Genomic DNA, 23764 nt, shown 5'->3' with positions numbered 1-23764 from the left:
GCGTCGAAGCTGTGGCTGATCTCGTGCCCGATCACCGCGCCGATTGCGCCGTAGTTGGAAGCAAGGTCGGCGGCCGGATCGAAGAACGGCTTCTGCAGGATCGCGGCGGGGAAGTTCAGCGCGTTCTGCACGGGCAGGTTCACCGCGTTGACGAGCTGCGGCGTCATCCACCACTCGCCCCGGTCCTGCGGCTTGCCTAGCTTGGAAATCTGCTGGAGCGTGTAGCCGTGGATCGCCGACATGCGGTTGGCGTAGGCCTGCCCCGGCTTGATGATGATCATGGAGGTGTCGGGCCACACGTCGGGATAGCCGACCGCGACGACCATGCCTTCCAGCTTGGCCTTGGCCTCGGTACGCGTCGCCGGGCTCATCCAGTCGAGCGCGTCGATGCGGCGGGCGAAAGCCTGCTTGATGCGGGCGGACATGTCCTCCACCTGCGCCTTGGCGGCCGGCGGGAAGTATTCGCGCACGTAGAGCTTGCCAAAGGGCATGCCGAGGTCGCTGTTGATCGAAGCCAGCGCCCGCTTTTCGCGCGTCTTCTGCTCCGGGGTGCCCGAAAGGTTGGTGTCGAAGAACGCAAAGTGCAGCGCGTCGAACTTCGTGGGCAGCACGTCTGTCTGCGCATTGAAGCGGTGGAAGGCCAGCCAGTCCTTCCACGCGTCCAGCGGCTCGGAAGCGACGAGGGCGGCGAGGCCGGTGATCGCGCCGGGGCTGTAGACGTCGAAGGTCTGCTGCGAGGGCATGTGCGCGGCGGTGAAGTAGGCGTCCCAGTCCATACCGGGGGCCTTCGCGGCGAACTCGGCGCGGGTCCACAGGGTGCCGCCTTGCGTGAAGTCGGCGGTTTCCGCCTTGCTCGGGTGGGCCTGCGCGATCTTGGTTTCGAGCGCGAGGATGCGCGCGGCGCGCGCCTCGGGCTGGTCGAGGCCGGACAGGCGCAGAAGGTCGGCGATATACTTGAGGTAGTCGGCCCTGATCTTGACCATGCGCGGTTCGGCCGAGACGTAGTATTCGCGGTCGGGCAGGGCGATGCCGCCCTGGAACAGGTAGGGCACGACCTCGTCGCTCTTGAGCGCCTTGGTGATGAACAGGCCGAACAGGTTCTCGGTCGACATGTCGTTGTTGTTGTTGAACAGGTCGAGGTCGGCCTCGGTCTGGTCGCCCAGCACCTTGACCAGCGCGGCCTTGTCCTTGATCGCCGCGTAGCGCGTCAGGTCGGCCTTGAGCGGGGCGATACCCAGCTTGTCGATCGTCGCGGTGTCAAGGTAGGCGCGCCAGTAGTCGCCGATCTTCGCCTCGTCGCTGCCGGGCTTCTGCCTGGCGCCGAGGATCTTCTGGATGAGTGCGGTCTGCTGGCGCTCGGTCTCGTCGGCGGCGACGGTGTGGGAGCCGATGCGGCTGCGGTCGGCGGGGATTTCGGCCTTGGCCAGCCAAGCGCCGTTCGAGAAGAGGTAGAACTCGTCGCCCGGCTTCACCGAGGTATCCATCGCGGTTTCGTCGATGCCTGCGGGGGCCGGATCGGTGGCGGCGATGGCGAAGGGCGCGGCGCACAGCAGCAGCGCGGCAAGAATGCGAGTCTTCATCAGGCGGTCCTTTCGCGGCGTCGGAGAGCCCCGCGCCGGTTCTGTCATGCCCGGTGGACTAGCGCCGGATCGCCCGTCCGCCTACAGAAAAATTGCGCTGCGGCGCAACAAAGAAACCGGCGGAATCTGGTCGTAGAGGCGCTCTCCTTTTGTGGGAAAGCGCCTCTACGAATGCTCAATACTTGATGTGGGCCTCCACGCCGACGACGCGCGGCGTCAGTACGGTCTGGCTGTAGTAGCGAACCGCCACCCCGTCGTTGACGCCGATGCGCGAACGGTCGTTGCCGACCGAGACCACGGCGTACTTGTCGAAGATGTTGTTTGCGAACACGCTGACCCCGAACTTGTCGGTGTCATAGGACAACGAGGCGCGGTGCAGGACGTAGCCGCTGAGCTTGTCGCCATAGGCACGATCCCAGCCGAGACGGCTGACGATGCTGCCGCGATAGGTCGCCGTCCAGTTGGCCGACAGTTCGCCGTTGCCCATCGGCACCGTGTAAGTGGCGCCCAGGCTGCCCGAGTTCTTGGCCGAGTTCGGCAGGCGGTCTCCGGACAGCGCATCGAGCTGGACGAAGCGGAAGTTGTAGTCGTTCGGCACCTCGCGGATGGTGAGGATGCCGGGGATGTCCTCGGTCAGGTGGGCGTCGTTGTAGGCATAGTTGCCCTGGATCGTGAGTTCCGGGACAGGCTTGATCTGGAACGAGGTCTCGATGCCCTTCGACACCGCGCGCCCGCCGTTCACAGTGATCCCGGTCGCGCCGTTCACGGTTGCCGAGGCAACCTGCAGGCCGGTCCACTTGGTGCTGTAGGCGTCGATGTTGAACGTCACCTTGCGGTCGAACAGCTGGGCGCGGAAACCGACCTCAATGGTCTTGGTGGAATCCGGGCCGTACTGCAGTTCGTCGGGCAGGGCGCAGATGTTCTGGCCGGGAGGCAGGGGATTGTCGCAAGGCGCGACCGTGTTCGGCCCGCCGATGCGATAGCCCTTGCTGTAGGTGGCATAGACCATCAGGTCGCGGGTGAAGTTGTAGGAAGAGTTGAACTTCCACACCCAGCCGTCCTGACCGGCCTTTCCGCCCGAAATCTTCTTGTCGTAGGGGCTGAGCGGCTGGCCGAGCAACGGCAGGGTCTGCGCGCCGGCGATCTCCGAGGTATACTTGAAGTAGCGCGCGCCGGCCGTGACCTGCCATTCGGGTGTAACATGGAAGGTACCTTCCCCGAAGACCGCCTGCTCCTTGACCTTCGAACGGGTGTACGAAACGTATTCCAGTTCGTTCGGGTTCGTCGCCAGATCGACCCAGGGGTGGCCGGGTACGTGCTCGGCGTAGTCGCTTTGCAATCTCTGCTCGTTGTAGAACCCGCCGAGAACCCAGTTGAACGGACCGCCGTGCGTGGAGACGAGGCGCACTTCCTGGTTGACCTGCTTGCGGCGGCTGACGCGCTCGTTCCAGCTGGAGAACGCCGGGAACGCTTCGTAGCCGTAGTCGAGGTCGAGCAGCAGGTCGGTGTTGTCGGCCCGCGATTGCGACTTCACGTCGGTGTAGGCGGTCGTCCAGACCAGGTCGGCGATGTCGAAGACGTTGGCGTTGATCTCCATGCTCAGCAAGTGCGCGCGGCGGTTCATCGGCTCGGCATAGCGCGCGGCGCTCTCGTACTTGCCCGAACCCAGGACGCCTGCGTTGTTGGCCTGCGAGCCTTCGGTCTTCGTGCGCTGGAAGGCGTAAGTGAAGATGACCTTGAAGTCGTCGTCGGTCTGGAAGAGCAGCTGGTTGCGGGTGGAGAAGGTCTTCTCGAAGTTGAGATTCTTGCCCTTGTGCAGGTTCGCGTCATAAGCCGCGCCGGTCGGGCGAGCGGTGCCGTTCGGCTGCGGATCGGAGACGCCCGGCTCGTTCAGCAGGAACGGATAGTCGATGAAGCCGGGGTCGTAATAGTATCCGGTCGACGAGCGGAAGGCGATGTGGTCCTTCACGATCGGGATATTGATCATCCCGTCGACCTGGTAGCCGAGCTTGGAGGCGTGCGACTTGACGTAAGTGCGGCCGTGCGCCTCGCCTTCCCATTCCTCCGTATTAGGGCGATTGGGGATGTAGCGGATCGCGCCCGCCATCGTGCCGAGGCCATAGAGCGTGCCTTGCGGACCGAGCAGGGTCTCGACGCGCTGGATGTCGAGCAGCTTGAAGTCATAGTAGAGCGGAACTTCGCCGAGGTAGATGCCCATGGCGTTGTCGTAGCTGGCGCCGTCGGTCTGAGTGTCCGAAGCGTTGAGGCCGCGCATGACGATCGTGCCGGTGCCGCGCGGGCCGGTGTCGGAGATGGTCAGGCCGGGGGTGAAGTCCGCCAGGCCGCGCACGTCGTTGATGCGCTGGCGGGCGATCTGGTCCGCGCCGATGGCCGAAATGTTGATCGGCGTGTCCATGATCGTGGTGGCGCGGCGGGTGCCGGTGACGATGATGGCGTCGCCTTCATCGGAAGCGGCACCGGAAGCGGCAGGCGCTTCCTGCGCCACGGCGGGCATCGCGAGCACGGTGCTCGTAATCATGGTTGCGGACAGAAGCCCTGCTCTCAATTTCGCGCGATAAGTCATGTGCTTCCCCAGTTTCGGTTGACGTGCCCCGGTCCCGGCCCGCTCCTTGGTCGCGCCCGGTGGGTGTGTATGTGAGGACCCTCATTCGTACGCCGGCCATCGCTTTGCGGATGTCGTGCCGACGCGCTTGCACTGCCCTCGGCCGTGAATGCCGCCGAGGTGTTCGCTCCCGTGATGCGTTGAATTATTACTGCGGCTCGGTCGGCCGTTTTCAGTTGGCAGGCTGTGCGTGTTCGCCGCGTCCTGCCCTGATCCGTTCGATCAGGGGCTGGAACGGGAACAGGAACTGTTCCCGGATGGACAGGCGCCTGAGATCGTCTTGCCCGACGACGCTGGCTTCACCCTCCTTGTAGGTGCCGAAGATGCGATCGAGCAGGATCAGCGAATTGCCGTAGTTGCAGCGCGTGCTCTCGTAATCGGTCGAGTGATGCAGGCTGTGATGCCGGATCGTGGTGAAGAAGAAGGAATAGAACAGCGGCGGATCGGAGCGCACGTTGGCGTGCGCGAAGGTCGATACCACGTTCAGGATGTTGAAGCCGCAGAACAGCGCGGTCGGCGAGAGGTCGAACAGCGCCAGCACGCTCAGGCTGATCAGGAACAGCTCGATCGGATTGCCGACCGCGCCTTTGGCGGCGTTGAGCTGGGTGATGTGGTGGTGCGGCGCGTGGGTCAGCCAGAACGGCGTCGAATTGTGCATCAGGCGATGCATCCAGTACTGGCCGAACTCCATGATGAAGACCACCAGCGCCACCTGCAGCAGCCAGGGCATGTGCATCGCCCACTGCGTGGTGATGCCGAGCGATGTCTTGACCGCCTGCAGCGGTTCCTCGGCCAGCGCGGTCGCGGTCCAGGAGATGACGGTGGCGCTCAGCACGACGTAGAACAGGTCGGTGAAGAACTCACGCCAGTTCATGCGCCATCCGGCGTGCCGCTCATGCACGAACTCGAGGCCCAGCACGACGACAGTGATCAGCGCGGAAGTGACGATGATCGTCCAGCCGTTGTCGGTCAGCGCCTTGGGCGCGAAAGCCCAGAACGCAACGATCACGGCGACGAACGCCGGAGGCACGAGGTTGAAGATCTTCTGCTTCACGCCGTCATCGTTCGCGAAGGCGTCAGCCACCATGGCATCAGTCACGAAGGCGTCAGCCGCGAAGGCAGCCGCATCGTTCGAGAGAACCGTGTTGCGGACTGGCAGTTGTTCCATCGAAAACCCCCCATCCAGACCGGTGGACCGGCCTGCTGTTACAAGATTCTCTCTCCCCGTTTCTTCGCTCTGACCGGCGATGTGATACAAGCTATGGATATTACGTTTCTCGTCAAGCGTATTAATTGAGGCTCGTGCGTTTTGGCGACGGGGGGCGAAAAATCACGCTGTAGCGTGGTTTTTGTGCATCTGCGTAACACGCTTGTCGTCCGCAGATGCGCTCGGCGGCGCATATCCGGCGCGCCGCCGATTCGGGCACCGTCAGTAGCGGTAGGGATTCTTGTCGATCGTCGTCGTCCCGCGCGTCTGGTTGCACAGGAAGACGGTGCCGGTGAAATAGATGCCGGGCTCGGTGATCTTCTGCGCGTAGGCCCAGGCCTCGCGCAGTTGCTGCACGGTCATCTGCACCGGGGCCTCGTCGGGCTGGTACGTCATGCCGTAGGCGTAGTCCTCGCCGTCCTTGCTGATCTCGACGTGGCAGCCCATGACGTGCGTGACGGGGTGCGTGTCGCAGAACTGGATCAGGCGCTTCATGCTGTCGAACCACGGTTCCCAGAAGCTGATGTAGCAGCGGCCTCGATAGAACATGTCCCCGGTATAGAGGATCTGCGTGTAGCTGTCGTAGTACGCGAACTCGGAAACGACGTGCCCCGGCGAGCCCCAGATCAGGACCTCGCGCCCGCCGAGGTCGAGGGTCACGCGCTCCTCGGGGAAATTGGTCATGCCCCAGAAGCCGACCATCTCCTCGTGCGTGAGGCCCATGTAGCGGGTGTTGGGGCGGTCGGCGAACTGGTTGGTCGCGGCGTAGTGGTCGTCGTGGAGATGGCTGAACGCCACCAGCAGTTCGAGGCTGGCCGGATCGCGCCCGTTGCGGCGGCACCAGTCCTCGATGCACTGGTCGACCACGGCGCGCAGGTCGTAGTCGTTGCGCAGTTGCACGTAGCCTTCATCCAGCAGCAGCACGCGGTCGTTGCCGAAATAGAGCGGTGCGAACGGAGCCTCGTAACTGTAGGCCTTGTTCTGGCGCAGGATCGCGGTGTGCGGATTGTACCAGTGGACCTGCACCGGCGGGTCGGTGTTGTCCATGCAGGACGACGAGCCGCAGATCCACTTGTCCGGGAAAGTGCCGGTCGCGGGCAGGTTGGCCTTGAAGTCGATCGGCGGCGGGCGTGTCGCGGCGGAGGCGGCGTCGGACAGCCCGGTCAGCGCGGCGCCGGTCAGCGGCACGGCGGCGATGGCGGCGTTGTAGGTCAGGAAGGCGCGTCGATCCACGACAGGGCTCCTTGTATGGGAAAGTGGCGTCAGAACGGGTGCGGGGCGCGGATGTTGGGCACGCCCTCGGGCCAGATCGGGGTGCGCTGGTCCGGACTGACGCCGTTGAACAGCACGAAGTCGGGGCGGATCAGCATCATGTCCTTGCCCTGCACCGCGCGGGCGGCCTCAAGCGCTTCGTCGATCAGGTTCGGCGTCATTTCGAGCACTCGCTCGTAGGGCTTGAAGGTGGCGAAGCGCGGGTAATACTTGCCCGGCACGAACATCATCTCGATGTGTCCGCCCAGCAGCCACTTCACCGGATTGGCGGCGGCGAAAGCCTTGAGCCTCTCCAGCGAGGCGACGAAATCGGTGTCGTTGCCGATGTTGATCTTGCCGGGGAACAGCAGGTCGCCGGTGAACAGCAGGTCGCAGTAGGGATCGTAGAAGCTGACCCCGTCCTTGTGCGTGCCGGGCGTCGGGATCACCGTGATCACGCGGTCGCCGAGGTCGATCCTGCCGGTGCCCGAGGGCCAGTTCGCGATGCCGTAGGCCTTCTGCATCAGCGCCAGCGGCTTGGGGACGATCGTGGTGTCCGGCCGGTCAGCGAACTGGACGAGGCCCTGGTTCTGCGCGATGTCCTCGGCCGAGGTGAGCGCGACGGTCAGCGGCACCTTGCTGCGCCCGCGCGCCTTTGCCCAGCGCGCGATGATCGCATCCACCGTCTGACGCAGGGGGTAATGCGCGGCGTTGGCGGTGGCGCCGGTGTCGATCAGCAGCGCGCCCTTGTTGCCGAACAGCAGGTACGTGAAGGGCGCCTCCCAGTGGACGCACGCGTTCTGGCGCAGGACGAAAGTATCCTCGTTGTATTGCACCACCTGCACGCGCGGATCGCGGTTCTTTGCCGCGACGTTGGAGCCGTAAGTCCAGCGGAACGAGAGGCTGCCCGCCGCGGGGCCATCGCAGGCATAGTCGTGCATGACCGGCTTGCTGCGATGGAGCGGCACGGCGCTGTCGGTATTACGCACGCCGGGTGGATTGTACCCCAGCGCCGGGTTGCCGTTGGGATAGGCGCGCCCGGTGGCGGCCTGCGAACTGCCGGAAAACCCCGTGCTACGGGTAGGACTCTGTGCCAAGAAATGCCCCCACACTGGCTGCGAGCGGGTGAACACCGGCTCGATCTCGGGTCAGCTTATCGATATTACGAAACGTGACAACGGTATTATTTTTGTGCGATGAGAGTATCACTCCACCGCCGACTGCGCCTCCAACTGCTGCTGTCATCGGCGGCAAGGTTGGTATAGGGGAGGGCTGTTGTTGTTCCAGAAAGGGCGCCGCTTGAGCACCGATCCCGCCAGTCTTGCCCGGCTCTCCATGAGCCTTCCCGCAGACCTGTTCCGCCAGCTGGATGCCATGGTGGAGGAGCGCGGGCTGCCCTCGCGCTCGCAGCTGATTGCCGAACTGATCCGCCACGCCCTTGCCGAGCATGAAGCTCTGACCCGGCCGGAAGAGATGCTCGCGGGGACGATCACGCTGGTCTACCGGGGCGACAAGGGGCGGGTGCGCCACCAGCTGGCGCAGAGCCAGGCGGAGTACCTGAAGGAAGTGATCTCCTCGCAGCACGTCTTCCTCGAGGACGACCAGTCGATGGAAGTCCTGCTGGTGCAGGGCCCGGCCGAGCGGCTGAAGGAACTGTGCGACGCCCTGCGCGCAATTCGCGGCGTTCACCAGCTGCAGCTGGTCACCACCACCGCGCTGCTGCCGCCGCTGCACGAGCAGGATGAAGTCGCCGCGAAGGTTGCCGAAACCCCGCGCAGGCCGCAGCCGAAGGACGAAGTGGCGGCCTGAAGACTTCGTATCGGTAGCCCTTCTTCGTCATTGCGAGCGTAGCGAAGCAATCCAGGGCAGCATGAAACCGCCCTGGATTGCTTCGCTACGCTCGCAATGACGAAGGTGGAGGGTGGCTCGTCGGCGCGCAGCCCGCTTCACACGCAAGTATTACAAAAATCGCGCACGGTAATAATTTTCGATGGACAAGGACCCGAATCGCAGCAATGTTGCACTGCGAAAGGGGACCGAGTCATGATCGTATCGATCCGCAGCATTGCCAAGGCCGCGTTGATGGCCACCGCGATGCCGGCAGTACTTCTCACCGCCGCCTGCTCGCAGGCGCCGAGCGAAGCGCCCAAGCGTACCGAATTCAACATCGGATGGTCGATCTACGCGGGCTGGATGCCCTGGCCCTATGCCCAGCAGGCGGGCATCGTGAAGAAGTGGGCCGACAAGTACGGGCTCAAGATCAACATCGTCCAGGTCAACGACTACGTCGAGTCGGTCAACCAGTACACCGCAGGCAAGCTGGACGGTGTCACCGTCGCCAACATGGATGCGCTGACGATCCCGGCAGCGGGCGGCAAGGACACCAGCGCGATCATCGTCGGTGACTATTCCAACGGCAACGACGGCATCCTGATGAAGGGCGGCGATCTCAAGGCGATCAAGGGCCAGTCGGTCAACCTCGTCGAGCTTTCGGTGTCGCACTACCTGCTGGCGCGCGGGCTGAACTCGGTCGGCATGCAGCTCAGGGACGTGAAGACGGTCAACACCGGCGATGCCGACATCGTCGGCGCCTTCGCCAGCCCCGACGTCAAGGTCGCGGTGGCGTGGAATCCGCAGCTCAATGCGATGAAGGCGCAGCCGGGCGCGAAGTTGGTGTTCAGCTCGGCCGATATTCCGGGCGAGATTCTCGACCTGCTCTGCGTCGATACCGCCACGCTCAAGGCCAACCCCAATCTCGGCAAGGCGCTGGCGGGCATCTGGTACGAGACGACCGCGCTGATGACGCGCCAGGATGCCGAGGGCAAGGCTGCCCGCGCGGCCATGGCCAAGCTGGCGGGCGCGACGCCGGAAGCGTTCGACAGCCAGCTGAGCACGACGTTCCTCTATTCCGACGCCAAGGCCGCCGTCGCCGCGACCGACGCGCCCGCGCTCGTCACCACGATGACCCGCGTGCGCGACTTCAGCTTCTCCAAGGGGCTGTTCAAGGGCGCCAGTTCGGCCGACGCGGTGGGCATGTCCTTCCCCGGCGGCAAGACGCTGGGCGATGCGCAGCACGTGACACTGCGTTTCGACGATAGCTTCATGAAGATGGCCGCCGACGGCAAGCTCTAGCTAAATACCGTTCGTCATCGCGAGCGCAGCGAAGCAACCCAGGGCGGTTGCCGCAACACTGGATTGCCGCGCTTCGCTCGCAATGACGAGATGCGATAACAGAACGGGATCACGACAATGCGCTGGGTGAATCGTCAGGTCGGGCGAGGGGGGCGGGTGCTTCTCGGCGCGGTTCCGATCCTGCTGCTCCTGCTGGTCTACATCGTCATGGCCGCCAGCCGTCATGCGGTGAACCCGGCCGACAAGATACTGCCGCTGCCCGGCTCCATGGCCGAGAGCATGTCGGCGCTCCTTTTCGTGCCCGACCAGCTCACCGGCCAGCTGGTGTTCTGGGCGGACACCCTCGCGAGCCTGCAGCGCCTTGGCATCGGCCTTGGCATCTCGACGCTGATGGCGCTGGTGGTGGGCCTTGCGCTCGGCGTCTTGCCGCCGGTGCGCGCCACTTTCGGCCCGCTGGTCACCGGCATCGCGGTCATTCCGCCGATTGCGCTCCTGCCGATCCTGTTCATCGCGCTGGGCCTCGGCGAAACCTCCAAGGTCGCGCTGATCGTCATCGGCATCGCGCCGGTCATGATCCGCGACATCGCCGCCCACGTCTCCGCGCTTCCTCGGGAGCAGGTGATCAAGGCGCTGACGCTGGGCGCCAACAGTTGGCAGGTGATGATCCGCGTCGCCCTGCCGCAAGCCATGCCGCGCCTGCTTCACGCCATCCGCCTCGCACTCGGCCCGGCCTGGGTGTTCCTGATCTCGGCCGAGGCGATCGCGTCCGACGTGGGGCTCGGCTACCGCATCTTCCTCGTGCGCCGCTACCTCTCGATGGACGTGATCCTGCCTTACGTCGCGTGGATCGCGCTCCTCGCCATCGCGATGGACATGGCGCTCACTTTCCTCAGCCACCGGCTGTTTCCCTGGGCACATGGAGAAAGCCATTGAGCACCCTCCTGAGCTTCCGAGACGTCTGGGTCGAATACGGCGACCGGATCATCATCGAAAAGCTGAACCTCGACATCGAGGAAGGCGCCTTCGTTTCCATCGTCGGCCCATCCGGCGCGGGCAAGAGCAGTTTCCTGCGCCTGATATTGGGGCAGGAAGGGCCGAGCCGAGGCGTCATAACCCTCGACGACACGCCGCTCAAACCCGAATGCGGGCCGGATCGCGGCGTCGTGTTCCAGCGCTATTCGGTGTTTCCGCACCTGACCGCGCTGCGCAACACGATCCTCGGGCTGGAATGCGAGAAGGCCCCGGTGCTCGGCCGCCTGTTCGGCAGCGCCCGCCGCGCCGCCGTCGAAGAGGCGACCGAGATGCTGACGGCGGTGGGCCTCGGCCATAGCCTCGACCTCTACCCCGCGCAGATGTCGGGCGGCATGCAGCAACGCCTCGCCATCGCGCAGGCGCTGGTCAAGCGGCCGCGTATCCTGCTGCTCGATGAGCCGTTCGGCGCGCTCGACCCCGGTATTCGTGCCGACATGCACGCGCTCATCCGCAATCTGTGGCGCAAGTATTCGCTGACGATCGTGATGGTGACGCACGACATTCGCGAGGCATTCTCGCTGGGTACGCGCGTCCTCGCGCTCGACAAGCGCCGGCACGATCCGCACGCGCCGCACCGCTTTGGAGCCACGGTCGTCTACGACCTGCCCATGCGCGAGCGGGCGGAAGAGACGGAAGAGGAGACTGCCGGGTGATCGCGTCTACCCCCTTTTCCGTCATTCCCGCGAAGGCGGGAATCCATCTCCTGAAGGTGCCTGTTGCATGGTCATCAGATGGGTCCCCGCCTTCGCGGGGATGACCGGAAAGAAAGAATGCAATTAGTTTAAATATTACGATTGACGTAAATCGTAATAACTGAAAAGAGAATGGGCATGGGCACAGACTCCGCAAGCCTGGCTCGGCTCAGCATGAGCCTTCCGGCAGACCTCTTCAGACAGCTCGACATGATGGTGGCGGAACGCGGCCTGCCTTCCCGCTCCCAGCTCATCGCCGAACTGATCCGCCATGCTCTGGCCGAGCACGGTTCGCTGATGCGGCCCGAGGAGATGCTCGCGGGCACCATCACCCTCGTCTACCGCAGTGAGCGGGGCCGCGTGCGGCACCAGCTCTCCCAGACGCAGGCCAGTTACCTGAAGGAAGTGATCTCCTCGCAGCATGTCGTGCTGGAGGACGACCAGTCCCTCGAAGTTCTTCTCGTGCAGGGTCCGGCCGTGCGGCTGAAGGAACTGTGCGACGCCATCCGCCGGGTGCGCGGGGTGCAGCAGCTTGAGCTGGTCACCACCACCGCCCTCCTGCCGCCGCTCTACGACCAGAGCGGGGACGACTTCAAGAATATCGGAGCGCATTCATGACCGAAACATTGGCCGATCCGCTCGCAGCCCGAGACCATGCGCGTGCCCAGGGCGGCACCGTGGTCGAGAGCATGCCGGTGCTGCCTCCCGTGGCGGGCGATCTGCCCGAGGGCGTCGATGCCGCCGACCTCGTGTGGGAGGAAACCATCGCGGCGGGCGGCTACGCCACGCGGCGCCTGACACGCGGCTCCCGGTTGCGGCTGATCGACGGGAAGGGCGACGCCTGCGCCTCGATCCTGCTGTTCAACGCCGAGATGCCGACCGAACGCCTCAACGTGGCGGACACGGTTAAGGTCCAGTGGAACGCCTATCTCGGCGAAGGCAAGCTGCTGCTCTCCGACATGGGCCGCGTGATGATGAGCATCGTTGCTGACGACGCAGGCACGCACGACACCTTCTGCGGCACCTCCAACCCCGCGACCAACTTCGCCAAGTACGGCGAGGGCCGCAACTCCGGTGCCTTCCCGAGCGGCCGCGACCGCTTCCTGCTGGGCGCCGCCAAGCACGGCCTCGGCCGCCGCGACGTGCATCCCTGCGTGACGCTGTTCAAGGGCGCAAGGATCGAGGCAGACGGCGCGATCACGCCTGAGGTCGGCCCCTTCGAGCCCGGCCGCTCCGTGATCCTGCGTGCCGAGATGGACGTGATCGTGGTGATCGCCAACGTCCCCCACGTCCTCGATCCGCGGCGCGAATACTCCGTGACGCCGCTGCGCGCCTCGGCATGGCGCGGCCCGGTGACGGGCGAGGACGACCCTGTCCGCATCGCCAGCCCTGAGGGCCTGCGCGCCTTCGAGAACGTCGAAGACTACTTCCGCCGCTGAACAAGGGACACGCGATCATGAGCACCGATCCTCACATGTCCGGCCTCACCGGCACTGTCGTCCACGACGTCGTCGTGCCCGCCCGCGCGCCATGGCTGCACCACATCGCGGCTGGGCAGACGCTGCGCATCGTCGACCTCGAAGGCAACCAGGCGGTCGACTTCCTGCTCTATTCCGCCGCCGACGATGCCGAGCGCTACTCCGCGCAGGACACCGTCGCGGCGCAGGGCAACCTGTTCCTGCGCGAAGGCACGAAGCTGCTTTCGAACGAGGGCAATGCGCTGATGACCATCGCCGCCACCTCGGTCGACTACCACGACACCATCGGCGGCGCGTGTTCGTGCGAATCCAATACCTTGCGCTACGGTCATCACACGAAGTCCGAACATGCCTGCGTCGAGAACTTCCTGGAGGCCAACCTCCTCGAAGGGCGCGGCAAGCGGGACATCGTCTCCAACATCAACTTCTTCATGAACGTACCGGTCGAGCCGGACGGGTCGCTGGGCATCGTCGACGGAATATCCGCGCCGGGCCTGACCGTGGACCTGCGGGCCGAGATGGACGTGATCGTCGTCGTGTCCAACTGCCCGCAGGTCAACAACCCCTGCAACGGCTTCAACCCCACTCCAGTCCGGATGATCGTCACCGCATGAGCTTCGACACCGTCCTGATCGCGAACCGGGGCGCGATCGCCACCCGCATCATCCGCACGGCTCGCGCGATGGGCCTGAAGTCCGTCGCGGTCTATTCCGAGGCGGACGAGAACTCCAACCACGTATCCGAAGCCGACGAAGCCGTGTTCATCGGCGGGGCGAAGGCTTCGGAAAGCTACCTCAACATTCCCGCCATCATCGCCGCGGCGAAGGAGACCGGGGCAGGGGCGATCCATCCCGGCTACGGCTTCCTGGCCGAGAACGTCGAGTTCGCCGAGGCCTGCGCGGCGGAGGGCATCGTCTTCGTCGGCCCGACCACCGACAACATCCGCACCTTCGGCCTCAAGCACAGCGCCCGCGCGCTGGCGGCCGCGCACGAGGTGCCGCTGGCGCCCGGCACCGACCTGCTGACCGACGAGGAAGAAGCGGTGGGCGCCGCAGCGTCGATCGGCTATCCGGTCATGCTCAAGGCGACGGCGGGCGGCGGCGGCATCGGCATGCGCGTCTGTACTGACGAAGCGCAGCTGCGCGACGGTTTCGCCACCGTGAAGCGGCAGGGGCAGAGCAACTTCGGCGATGCCGGGGTCTTCCTCGAACGCTACATCGGCCGCGCCCGCCATATCGAGGTGCAGCTGTTCGGTGACGGCGAGGGCCGCGTCATGGCTCTGGGCGAGCGCGACTGCTCGCTCCAGCGCCGCAACCAGAAGGTCGTCGAGGAAGCCCCCGCGCCGCTGCTGCCCGAGAGCGTTCGCACCGCGCTTTACGCGGCCGCCGTGCGTCTGGGCGAGGCCGCGAAGTACCGCTCGGCGGGCACCGTGGAATTCCTCTACGACGCCGACCGCGCCGAGTTCTTCTTCCTCGAAATGAACACCCGGCTGCAGGTGGAGCACGGCGTCACCGAGATGGTGATGGGCATCGACCTCGTCGAATGGATGGTGCGCGGCGCGGCGGGCGATTTCGCCTTCCTCGATGCGCCCGCGCCGACGATGACGGGCCATTCGGTGCAGATGCGTCTCTACGCCGAAGACCCTTCGCTCGATTATCGCCCGACTTCGGGCACGCTGACCGCGCTGGAGTTCCCCGAGGACATCCGCGTCGAGACGTGGTGCTCGGCGGGCAGCACCGTCAGCGCGTGGTACGACCCGATGCTGGCCAAGCTGATCGTCCACGCGCCCACCCGCGAGGAAGCGGTGGAAGCCGCCCGGCGCGCGATCGACGCCACCCGCGTGGACGGCATCGAGACGAACGTGCGCTGGCTGCGCGACGTGGTGCGCACCCCAGCTTTCACCAGCGGCGAAGTCTCGACCAAGGTGCTCGACGGCGTGGTGTTCACCCCGCGCGCCTTCCGCGTCGTCAGCGGCGGCACCGCGACGACCGTGCAGGACTGGCCCGGCCGCCAGCACTTGTGGGCCGTGGGCGTGCCGCCTTCGGGACCGATGGACGACCAGTCGTTCCGCCTCGGCAACCGGCTGCTCGGCAATCCGGAGGGCACGGTGGGCCTCGAAGCCACCGTCACCGGCCCGACGCTGGCCTTCGTCTCCGACGCGCGCATCTGCCTGATGGGCGCGGATTTCGGCGCGACGCTGGACGGCGTGCCGGTGGAGCGCGGCGTTCCCATCGACATTGCGGCGGGCCAGACGCTGGCGATGGGCCGCGCCTCCTCGGGCGGTTTCCGGGGCTACATTCTGTTCGCTGGCGGGCTCGATATCGCGCCCTACCTCGACAGCCGCGCCACTTTCGAACTCGGCCAGTTCGGCGGCCACGCCGCGCGCCGTCTGCTCGCGGGCGACACGATCCACCTTGGCTCCGACCCGGCCGAGGCGGCCTTGCCCGCCGTCACGCTGCCCGCGATCGGCAACGAATGGACCCTGCGCGTCCTCTACGGCCCGCACGGCGCGCCGGACTTCTTCACGCCCGAGGACGTGGAAATGGTCATCAATGCCGAGTGGAAGATCCACTACAACTCCAACCGCACCGGCGTGCGCCTGATCGGCCCCAAGCCGCGCTGGGCGCGCACTGACGGCGGCGAGGCGGGCCTGCACCCCTCCAACATCCACGACAACCCCTACGCCATCGGCGCGGTGGACTTCACCGGCGACATGCCGATCATCCTCGGACTCGACGGCCCGTCGCTCGGCGGGTTCGTGTGCCCCTTCGTGGTGATCGCGGCGGACCGCTGGAAGATCGGCCAGCTCGCTCCCGGCGACAAGCTGCGCTTCGCCCCTGTCACCATCGAGGACGCCGCAGCCGCCGACGCTGCCCAGCGCAATTTCGTGGCGACCGGCGCGGTGCCCGAAGCAAGCCCGGCGCGCGACGTGGAGACGCTCACGCCGATCCTCGCGGAAATTCCGGCCGAGAATTCTGGGGGCCCCGGCCGTCCCCGCACGGTCTACCGCCAGCAGGGCGACCGCAACATCCTCGTCGAATACGGCCCGATCGTGCTCGACATCGAGCTGCGCATCCGCGTCCATGCGCTGATGACCGAGCTGGAACGCCTTGCCGCGCCCGGCATCATCGACATCGTGCCCGGCATCCGCTCGCTCCAGCTGCATTTCGACGGCACGGAGATGGACCAGAAGGCGGCGCTCGCCATGCTGATCGCCGCCGAGGAGTGGCTTGGTGATCTGGAAGACTTCACGATCCCCTCGCGCGTGGTCCACCTGCCGCTCAGCTGGCGCGATCCGGCTATCGTCGAGACGATCGAGAAGTACATGGCGACCGTGCGCGATGATGCGCCGTGGTGCCCGGACAATATCGAGTTCATCCGCCGCATCAACGGTCTGCCCGATCAGGCCGCGGTCGAGAACCTGATCTTCGAGGCGAACTACCTCGTCATGGGGCTGGGCGACGTCTACCTCGGCGCGCCGGTGGCGACGCCGGTGGACCCGCGCCATCGCCTTGTCACCACCAAGTACAACCCAGCACGGACATGGACGCCGCCCAACGTCGTGGGCATCGGCGGCGCCTACATGTGCATCTACGGCATGGAGGGGCCGGGCGGCTATCAGCTGTTCGGGCGCACCGTGCAGGTCTGGAACACCTATCGCCAGACCGAAGCCTTCACCGAAGGCAAGCCTTGGCTGCTGCGCTTCTTCGACCAGATCCGATTCTATCCCGTCAGCGCGGAGGAACTGGCCGACTGGCGCCGCGAATTCCCCGCTGGTCGCCGCGCGCTCAGGATCGAGCCGAGCGAATTCCGCCTCGCCGACTACCGCGCCTATCTGGCCGAGAACGCCGCCGGGATCGCCGAGTTCGAACAGCGCCGCAAGGCCGCCTTCGACGAGGAACGCGCCGAGTGGGAGCGCCTCGGCGAATTCGACCACGCCGCCGATCTCGCCGATGCGGACCTGCCCGCCGAAGAGGCGATCGAACTGCCCGAGGGCTCCGACTTGGTCGAGGCTCCTTATGGCGGCAGCGTCACCCGCCTGTTGGTGCAGCCGGGCGATACCGTCGCGGCGGGGGACAAGATCGCGGTCCTTGAAGCGATGAAGATGGAATGCGCGGTGGAAAGCCCGGGCAGCGGAACGGTTTCGGCGCTCTACATGCGCGAAGGCCAGTCGCTGCAGCCCGGCGCCCCGATGCTCGCCCTGAGGAAACATGCATGACCCGTTTGAGCGCCACCCGTATCGCCGCCGCCGTCAGGGCCGGTGAGACCACCGCCGTCGCCGTGGCCGAGGACACTTTCGCCCGCGTCGAGGCCTACAATGCCGTTCAGCCGCAGATCTGGATCAGCCGCGCCACCCGCAGCGAACTGCTCGACGCCGCCGCCGCCGTGGACGCGCGCGTCGCGGCGGGCGAGGATCTGCCGCTGGCAGGCGTGCCCTTCGCGGTGAAGGACAACATCGACGTCGCCGGGTTCGAGACGACGGCGGCCTGCCCCGCCTTCGCCTACGAGCCGGAGGACGACGCGGGCGTGATCGAACGCCTTCTGGCGGCAGGTGCGATCTGCGTGGGCAAGACGAACCTCGACCAGTTCGCCACCGGCCTCAACGGATCGCGCAGCCCTTACGGGATACCGCGCAATGCCTCGAACCTGAACTACGTCAGCGGCGGGTCCAGCTCCGGCTCCTCGGTCGCGGTGGCGGCGGGACTGGTGGCCTTTTCGCTCGGCACCGACACCGCCGGATCGGGCCGCGTGCCTGCCGCGTTCAACCACCTGATCGGCATGAAGCCCACCAAGGGCCGCTGGTCCACGCGCGGCCTCGTCCCGGCCTGCCGCACCATCGACTGCATCACCGTCTTCACCGACGACACCGCCGATGCCCGGCTGGTGGACGGCGTGGTCGCCGCCTTCGATGTGGCCGATCCCTACTCCAAGCCGCTCGCGGACCAGCCTCTCGCCGTGAGGCGCATCGGTGTGCCGCGCCGCGAACAGCGGGTGTTCTTCGGCGACGGCGAGTCCGAATACCTTTACGACAAGGCGCTCGCCAAGCTGGCGACCTTGGGCGAACTCGTCGAGATCGACCTCGCCCCGCTGCTGGAGGCCGCGCAACTGCTCTACGGCGGCCCTTGGGTGGCCGAGCGGACCGCTGCCATGGAAGGAATCCTCGCCAGCAACCCGCTTGCGGTCGATCCCACCGTGCGTGCAGTGGTCGAGCCCGGCAAGGCGATGAGCGCGGTCGAGCTGTTCAACGGCATCTACCGCATGGCCGACCTCAAGCGCCACGCCGACCTCCTGTGGGCCGACATCGACATGATGGCCTTCCCCACCACCGGCACCACTTACCGCGTCTCCGAGATGCTGGCCGCGCCGATCGCGCTCAACAGCAACCTGGGGCTCTACACCAATTTCGTGAACCTGCTGGACATGGCTGCGCTGGCCGTTCCCGCCGGTATCCGCGCCAATGCCACCGGCTTCGGGATCACCCTGATCGGCCCGGCCGACACCGACCGCGCCTTGCTCGACGCGGCCGACGCCTACCTTGCGGTCGCGGACTTGCCCGCGCCGCCGCCACTCGACCTGGAGGGAAAGATGCAGACCGTGAAGCTCGCCGTCGTCGGCGCCCATCTGAAGGACATGCCGCTGCACTGGCAGCTGACCAGCCGCGACGCCGAATTCGTCGGCGCCTTCGAGACCGCGCCCACCTACAAGCTCTACGCCATCGCCGACAGCGTGCCGCCCAAACCCGCCCTGGTGCATGACGAAGCGGGCGCCGCGATCAAGGTCGAGGTCTATGAGCTGGGCGTCGCCGAGTTCGGCAGCTTCACCGTCGACGTGCCCGCGCCGCTCGCCATCGGCAACGTCACGCTGGCGGACGGCACCACCGTCAAGGGCTTCGTCTCCGAACCCCGCGCGCTGACCGGGGCGGAGGACATCACGCATCTGGGCGGCTGGCGCGCCTTCATCGCGAGCAAGGTATAAGCCTCTCTCCCCGCTTGCGGGGAGAGATACGAAGGCTTGCGGGCTTGTCCCGCTAGCCGCAGTTGAGAGGGGCCAGCGCGGGAGCATTCCCCTCTCCCAACCCTCTCCCCTGAAGGGGAGAGGGCTCCAAGCAACCAAAGGGGCAAAATCCATGCGCAAGTTCGGTCTGATGCTTCTGGCTGCCACGGCGGCATTTCCCGCCTTTGCGCACGCAAAAGAACCCGAGGTCATCCAGGTTCCGGGCTTCGCGGATTTCCTCGCGGTGGACGGCAAGACCGTCTGGGCGACCAACAAGGGCCGCGTCGAGCAGTGGTCGCGAAAAGGCAAGCTCGCCGAAGTCGCGATGGCGCACCCCTGCGGCGCGATGGCGATCACGGCGGGCTCGCTGTGGGTCGCCGATTGCGAGGAAAAGGCGGTCAAGCGCATCGACGTGAAGACCGCCAAGATCGTGGCCACCATCCCCACCGGCATCGCCTCCAGCGGCGAACTCAACGTGGTCGCGGGTGACGGCTCGGTCTGGGTCGCCAGCGACAATGAAAAGGGCCTCGTCGCCCGCATCGATCCGGCGACCAATGCCGTCATCGCCTCGGTCCCGGTCGATCCGGGCACGTGGTATCTGACCTATGGCTTCGGCGCGGTCTGGGCGGTGAGCGCCACCAAACAGTCGCTCCAGCGCATCGACACTGCCACCAACCTCGTCACCGCGAAGATCCCGCTCGGCAAGGAGCCCGGCTTCCTCGCGGCGGGCGAGGGCGGCGTCTGGGTGCAGGAGCAAGGCGACGGCACCCTCGCGCGGATCGACCCCGCGACCAACGCGCTGGCAGGCCGCATCAAGGTGGGCGACAACCTCAAGTGGGGCGACGTCGATACTGGCGCGGGCAAAGTCTGGCTGCGCACCACCGACGACCAGGTATTTGCGGTGATCGACCCGAACGCGATGACGGTCGCCGCGCGCAAGGGCAAGGCGGCGGGCAGCGGGGCGCTGCGCTGGACCCCCAAGGGCGTCTGGACTTCGGCGCATGACGAGCACACGCTGACATGGTGGTCGAACGCGGTACTGCGCGCGAAGTAGCGCAGGGGGGCACGTAGCCCGAGATCTTGTTTGATCTGAACACTCGCCGTCATTCCCGCGAAGGCGGGAATCCATCTCCAGACCTCGCCTGTTGGACGGTCATAAGATGGGTCGATGACAGCGATACAATTGAGAGTGATCAGGCGTAGAGGGCCCTTAGGTGCCGTTAAGTACCGTCTGGGTGCCATCCAATCAGGGGCGCTTCATAAATTGCATCTATGACCCGGCTTTCGGACCGGCTACCCCTGTTGCCATGAGCGACGACACCCCGCTGACCGACCGTAAATTCGCCAGCCGGGTGGACTGGAACCTCATGCGCACATTCGTCGACATCGTGCGCGCCGGGGGGATCGGCGCGGCGGCAAGGGAACTCAACAAGCAGCAGCCGAGCATATCGGCCGCGCTCAAGCGGCTCGAGGACCACGTCGGCACCACCTTGCTGGTCCGGTCGGCGAACGGCGTCGAGATGACGGCGGCGGGCAAGGCGATGATGGCGCTGTGCGAGGACATGCTGGAATCCGCCCGCCTCGTGCCGCACCAGATCGCGCAGGCCATCCGCCGGGTCGAGGGGATCGTGCGCATCCAGATCGTTTCGGCCATCGTCTCGGCCGAGTTCGACGAGGCCATCGCCAGCTTCCACCGCCGCCATCCCGGCATTCGCATCGAAATCCGCGTTTCCTCCTGGCGGCAGGTGCTCGATGCGCTGGAACGCGGCGAGGTGGAGGTCGGCATCGGCTATGATAACAGCGTGCGCGGCGGGCTGGTCTACGAACCTCTGTTCGTCGAGCGCCAGCAGCTTTACTGCGGCCGCAGCCACCCGATGTTCGGCTATCGCATCAGCCAGCCGCGCGAGTTGAAGGACGAGGCGTTCGTCCTCGGCGGCGAGGACGAGATCGAGATCGTCACCCACTTGCGCCGCCGCTACGGGCTGGGTGCGCGCGTGACGGGCCTGGCGCAGGACATCAACGAGGCCCGGCGGCTGATCGTCTGCGGCGTGGGCATCGGCTTCCTGCCTGTCCCGGCGGTGCGCGCGGAGATCGAGCGGGGGCTGCTCTGGCCTCTGCTGCACGCGGACTTCGAGCCGTCGTACGAAATCTTCCTCCTCGCCCGCGCGGAGCCGGAGCGGGATACCGCCACGCAACTGTTCATCGACGAGGTTTTCCGCCGCATTCGGGCGATTCCTCGCGCATAGATGAAATCTATGCCCTTCATTGCAAATTTGTGTCTGCCGTGACGATCGGCGGCGCGTCACCTTTGTTTCCCTGGGGAAAAGGTGACTGCCGAGCATGCGTAAAGCCACGAAGTTCCAGTTCCGAGCCAAGGAAATCCGCCCTTCCAGTATGGGCGCGGCGGTTCTCAGGTTGCTGCGGGACGGCATCGCGGCACGCGCGCAGGCAGTAGGCTCCGTCCCCGCATCGCGTCCCAAGGGGCATTCGTGATGCGGCGGGAGGTGTTCTCCGCAGAAAACCGTCGCCGCATGGCCATCATGATGGCGGCAGCGGCGTCTTTTACGATCGGCACCTCCAACGCCATGGCAGCCTCCGGCCCGGCCACGAAGCTGGTGCCGTGCGGTGAAAGTAGCTGCCTGCAAGTTTCCGGCCACCGCTCCGATCCTTCTTCCCCGGTGCACATCAACGGCCGTCCTGTGACTGTCGAGGGTGGCAAGGCGTGGAAGGTAGTGTTGCCCTTGCAGACGGTGCGAGTCTGGTCCGCTCCTATCGCGCGGACCATCGCCGTCAGCGTGAGCGATGCCGACGCGCCCGGCACGCAGCAGGCCGAGTTGCCGATCGGTCTGCTCGGCCACGTCACCGAACTCGCACTGGTGGTACGCGGCCGCTGAATCCGGCCGATATCGGTAGATTGTCAGTTCCCCTGCAGAGCGCTATGACGTATGCGGCCGCCGTCCGAGTGGTCCTCGACATGTGTGCAGGAGATGATGATGAAGATTGGCCTGATGGCGCTCGCCGCCTGTGCCCTTACCGTTGCCGGTTCGGCTTCGGCAGCGACCGACGAAAACCCCTTTGCCCGCGATCAGGTCATGCTTGACCTCAAGGGTCTCGACCTTGCCACCACCGATGGCCAGCAGCGCCTCGCGATCCGCATGGACCAGGCTGCCCGCTCGGTCTGCGGCGAGGGTATGGCCCGCGTCCATCTCATGGCCGAGCGCAAGGCTCAGGACTGCCGCGCGGCGGTGAAGGCGGACATCCGCACCCGCATCGAAGCGCGCATGGCAACGGCCTCCACCCCCTCGCGCGTGCAACTCGCCAGCGCCCGCTGAGCGAAGTTGCCCGGCCGGTGATGCGCTCCGATTCGCGGGGGCGCGCCGGAACGGGCCTGCGATGAAGACATCTTCGCGCGGCGGTGATCCGCCGCGCTTTTCTTTTGCGCATCCGCGAACACCGGAAAACCGGACAGGACAAGTTGTCGCTGCGGCGAATTGCCTCCGTCGGATCGTGACCCGGTGCGGTTGAAGTAGCGTTTTGCGCAAGTTTCGCGCATGGTCGCCGCGTCGCGGAGAAACGGGGGAGGCGTGACGGCGCATCCCTGCCGCTCTTCATGCACCTTCAGATACGCCGTCCCGGCGCAGCGCCATGCGAAAGGCCAAGATGCAACCGATCACACTGACCCGCTTCCTCATCGAACAGCAGCGGCGCGAGGACAGCGCCTGCCCTTCCGAACTGCGCCTCCTCATCGAGACGGTCGCCCGGGCCTGCAAGTCGGTGACTTTCGCGATCTCCAAGGGCGCCCTCGGCGACGTGCTGGGCACGCTCGGCTCGGAGAACGTGCAGGGCGAAGTGCAGAAGAAGCTCGACGTCATCGCCAACGAGATACTGCTCGACGCGAACGAATGGGGCGGCCACCTCGCGGCCATGGCGTCGGAGGAGATGGAGACCATCCACCGCATCCCGAACCGCTATCCCAAGGGCGAATACCTGCTGCTGTTCGATCCGATCGATGGGTCGAGCAACGTCGATGTCGATCTGTCGGTCGGCACCATCTTCTCGGTCCTGCGCGCGCCGGAGAATTCGGCCGGGCGCGAGGTGACGGAGGAGGACTTCCTCCAGCCGGGCAGCGAGCAGGTGGCCTCGGGCTACGCGATCTACGGCCCGCAGACGCTGTTGGTGCTGACGCTGGGGGCGGGTGTCTACGAATTCACGCTGGACCGTGAAATGGGCGCCTGGCGCATGACCGACGGCCCGCTGAAGATCGCATCCGGCAACAAGGAAGTCGCCATCAACATGGCCCGCCGCGCGCAGTGGTCACCGGCCATCCGGCGCTACGTCGATGCCCGCGTCGGCTGCGAGGAAGGCCCGCTGGCGGGTGAGTACAACATGCGCTGGACGGGCTCGATGGTGGCGGACATCCACCGCATCCTCAAGCGCGGCGGCGTGTTCCTCTACCCCTCCGACCACCGCAAGCCGGGCAAGGCCCGCCTGCGCCTGCTTTACGAAGCCAATCCGATGAGCTTCCTCATCGAGCAGGCCGGCGGCACCGCCATCGACGGCGAGGCGCGCATCATGGATGCCAAGCCAACCGGCCTCCACCAGCGCATCGGCGTCGTCCTCGGCGACCCGGAGGAAGTCGCCGCCCTGCTCGAGGAAGCCGGGCAGATGGCGAGCGCGTGATCGCGGTCTGATCGACGGGCGGAGGCTTTGTCTTCCGCCCGTTCTTCCGGCGAGGCAGGCGTTAGCTGGCCCGGCAGTAGGCGATGACGTTGGCG

Annotated in this window: 20 protein-coding genes; 15 read left to right on the top strand and 5 right to left on the bottom strand. The window is 66.0% G+C overall.

What is annotated here, in order from left to right; genetic code table 11:
* From LH128_RS22290 to LH128_RS22270, 5 genes are all read right to left on the bottom strand, one after another.
* The coding region (locus LH128_RS22290; RefSeq protein ID WP_008831952.1) for a M13 family metallopeptidase at positions 1 to 1580 on the bottom strand (1580 nt) is incomplete at its 3' end.
* Between the two features lie 175 nt (positions 1581 to 1755).
* A complete protein-coding gene (locus tag LH128_RS22285) occupies positions 1756 to 4119 on the bottom strand; it encodes a TonB-dependent receptor (RefSeq protein WP_008831951.1) in 2364 nt (787 codons plus the stop codon).
* 256 nt (positions 4120 to 4375) lie between these two features.
* On the bottom strand, positions 4376 to 5290 hold the full coding sequence (locus tag LH128_RS22280) for a sterol desaturase family protein (RefSeq protein WP_037520863.1): 915 nt from the start codon (positions 5288 to 5290) through the stop codon (positions 4376 to 4378).
* A 342-nt stretch (positions 5291 to 5632) separates the two neighbouring features.
* Positions 5633 to 6643: an MBL fold metallo-hydrolase gene (locus LH128_RS22275; RefSeq protein WP_008831949.1), complete on the bottom strand. Its 1011-nt coding sequence runs from the start codon at positions 6641 to 6643 to the stop codon at positions 5633 to 5635.
* Positions 6644 to 6672: 29 nt separating this feature from the next.
* Positions 6673 to 7758 (bottom strand): MBL fold metallo-hydrolase, encoded by a 1086-nt coding sequence (locus tag LH128_RS22270; RefSeq protein ID WP_037520859.1) that lies wholly within the window; start codon positions 7756 to 7758, stop codon positions 6673 to 6675.
* A gap of 238 nt (positions 7759 to 7996) precedes the next feature.
* On the opposite strand from LH128_RS22270, the gene LH128_RS22265 reads away from it, so the two are divergent.
* From LH128_RS22265 to LH128_RS22200, 15 genes are all read left to right on the top strand, one after another.
* The gene (locus LH128_RS22265; RefSeq protein WP_051211558.1) at positions 7997 to 8470 is read left to right on the top strand and encodes a CopG family ribbon-helix-helix protein; all 474 of its coding nucleotides are present in this window, start codon (positions 7997 to 7999) and stop codon (positions 8468 to 8470) included.
* Positions 8471 to 8704: 234 nt separating this feature from the next.
* Positions 8705 to 9793: a putative urea ABC transporter substrate-binding protein gene (locus LH128_RS22260; protein ID WP_008831946.1), complete on the top strand. Its 1089-nt coding sequence runs from the start codon at positions 8705 to 8707 to the stop codon at positions 9791 to 9793.
* A gap of 117 nt (positions 9794 to 9910) precedes the next feature.
* Positions 9911 to 10726: an ABC transporter permease gene (locus LH128_RS22255; RefSeq protein WP_008831945.1), complete on the top strand. Its 816-nt coding sequence runs from the start codon at positions 9911 to 9913 to the stop codon at positions 10724 to 10726.
* The gene (locus LH128_RS22250) at positions 10723 to 11478 is read left to right on the top strand and encodes an ATP-binding cassette domain-containing protein (RefSeq protein ID WP_008831944.1); all 756 of its coding nucleotides are present in this window, start codon (positions 10723 to 10725) and stop codon (positions 11476 to 11478) included. The genes LH128_RS22255 and LH128_RS22250 overlap by 4 nt, the downstream gene beginning before the upstream one ends.
* Positions 11479 to 11655: 177 nt before the next feature.
* Positions 11656 to 12135, top strand: a complete 480-nt coding sequence (locus tag LH128_RS22245; protein ID WP_197524482.1) for a CopG family ribbon-helix-helix protein — start codon at positions 11656 to 11658, stop codon at positions 12133 to 12135.
* Entirely contained in the window at positions 12132 to 12956 is an 825-nt protein-coding gene (locus LH128_RS22240) for an urea amidolyase associated protein UAAP1 (protein WP_008831942.1), read from the top strand. Before LH128_RS22245 ends, LH128_RS22240 begins: the two co-directional genes overlap by 4 nt.
* Before the next feature lie 17 nt (positions 12957 to 12973).
* Positions 12974 to 13609, top strand: coding sequence for an urea amidolyase associated protein UAAP2 (locus LH128_RS22235; RefSeq protein WP_008831941.1), 636 nt, complete (start codon positions 12974 to 12976; stop codon positions 13607 to 13609).
* On the top strand, positions 13606 to 17214 hold the full coding sequence (gene uca, locus LH128_RS22230) for an urea carboxylase (RefSeq protein ID WP_008831940.1): 3609 nt from the start codon (positions 13606 to 13608) through the stop codon (positions 17212 to 17214). Before LH128_RS22235 ends, uca begins: the two co-directional genes overlap by 4 nt.
* Positions 17211 to 18971: an allophanate hydrolase gene (gene atzF / locus LH128_RS22225; protein ID WP_008831939.1), complete on the top strand. Its 1761-nt coding sequence runs from the start codon at positions 17211 to 17213 to the stop codon at positions 18969 to 18971. Before uca ends, atzF begins: the two co-directional genes overlap by 4 nt.
* 151 nt (positions 18972 to 19122) lie before the next feature.
* Positions 19123 to 20043, top strand: a complete 921-nt coding sequence (locus LH128_RS22220; RefSeq protein ID WP_008831938.1) for a Vgb family protein — start codon at positions 19123 to 19125, stop codon at positions 20041 to 20043.
* A gap of 253 nt (positions 20044 to 20296) precedes the next feature.
* Positions 20297 to 21235: a LysR family transcriptional regulator gene (locus tag LH128_RS22215; protein ID WP_008831937.1), complete on the top strand. Its 939-nt coding sequence runs from the start codon at positions 20297 to 20299 to the stop codon at positions 21233 to 21235.
* Positions 21236 to 21329: 94 nt separating this feature from the next.
* Positions 21330 to 21482, top strand: a complete 153-nt coding sequence (locus tag LH128_RS33685; RefSeq protein WP_172705143.1) for a hypothetical protein — start codon at positions 21330 to 21332, stop codon at positions 21480 to 21482.
* Complete coding sequence (locus LH128_RS22210; protein WP_008831936.1) at positions 21482 to 21883, top strand: hypothetical protein; 402 nt, start codon at positions 21482 to 21484, stop codon at positions 21881 to 21883. The genes LH128_RS33685 and LH128_RS22210 overlap by 1 nt, the downstream gene beginning before the upstream one ends.
* Positions 21884 to 21976: 93 nt before the next feature.
* Positions 21977 to 22321, top strand: coding sequence for a UrcA family protein (locus tag LH128_RS22205; protein WP_036525055.1), 345 nt, complete (start codon positions 21977 to 21979; stop codon positions 22319 to 22321).
* Positions 22322 to 22649: 328 nt separating this feature from the next.
* Positions 22650 to 23669 carry a class 1 fructose-bisphosphatase gene (locus tag LH128_RS22200; protein WP_036525317.1) on the top strand — a complete coding sequence of 340 codons (1020 nt, stop codon included), beginning with the start codon at positions 22650 to 22652 and terminating at the stop codon, positions 23667 to 23669.
* The last annotated feature ends 95 nt before the right edge of the window (positions 23670 to 23764 follow it).

The sequence above is a fragment of the Sphingomonas sp. LH128 genome, assembly GCF_000293195.2.
GTDB lineage: Bacteria > Pseudomonadota > Alphaproteobacteria > Sphingomonadales > Sphingomonadaceae > Novosphingobium > Novosphingobium resinovorum_A.
This window is presented reverse-complemented; position numbering and strand designations above follow the sequence as displayed.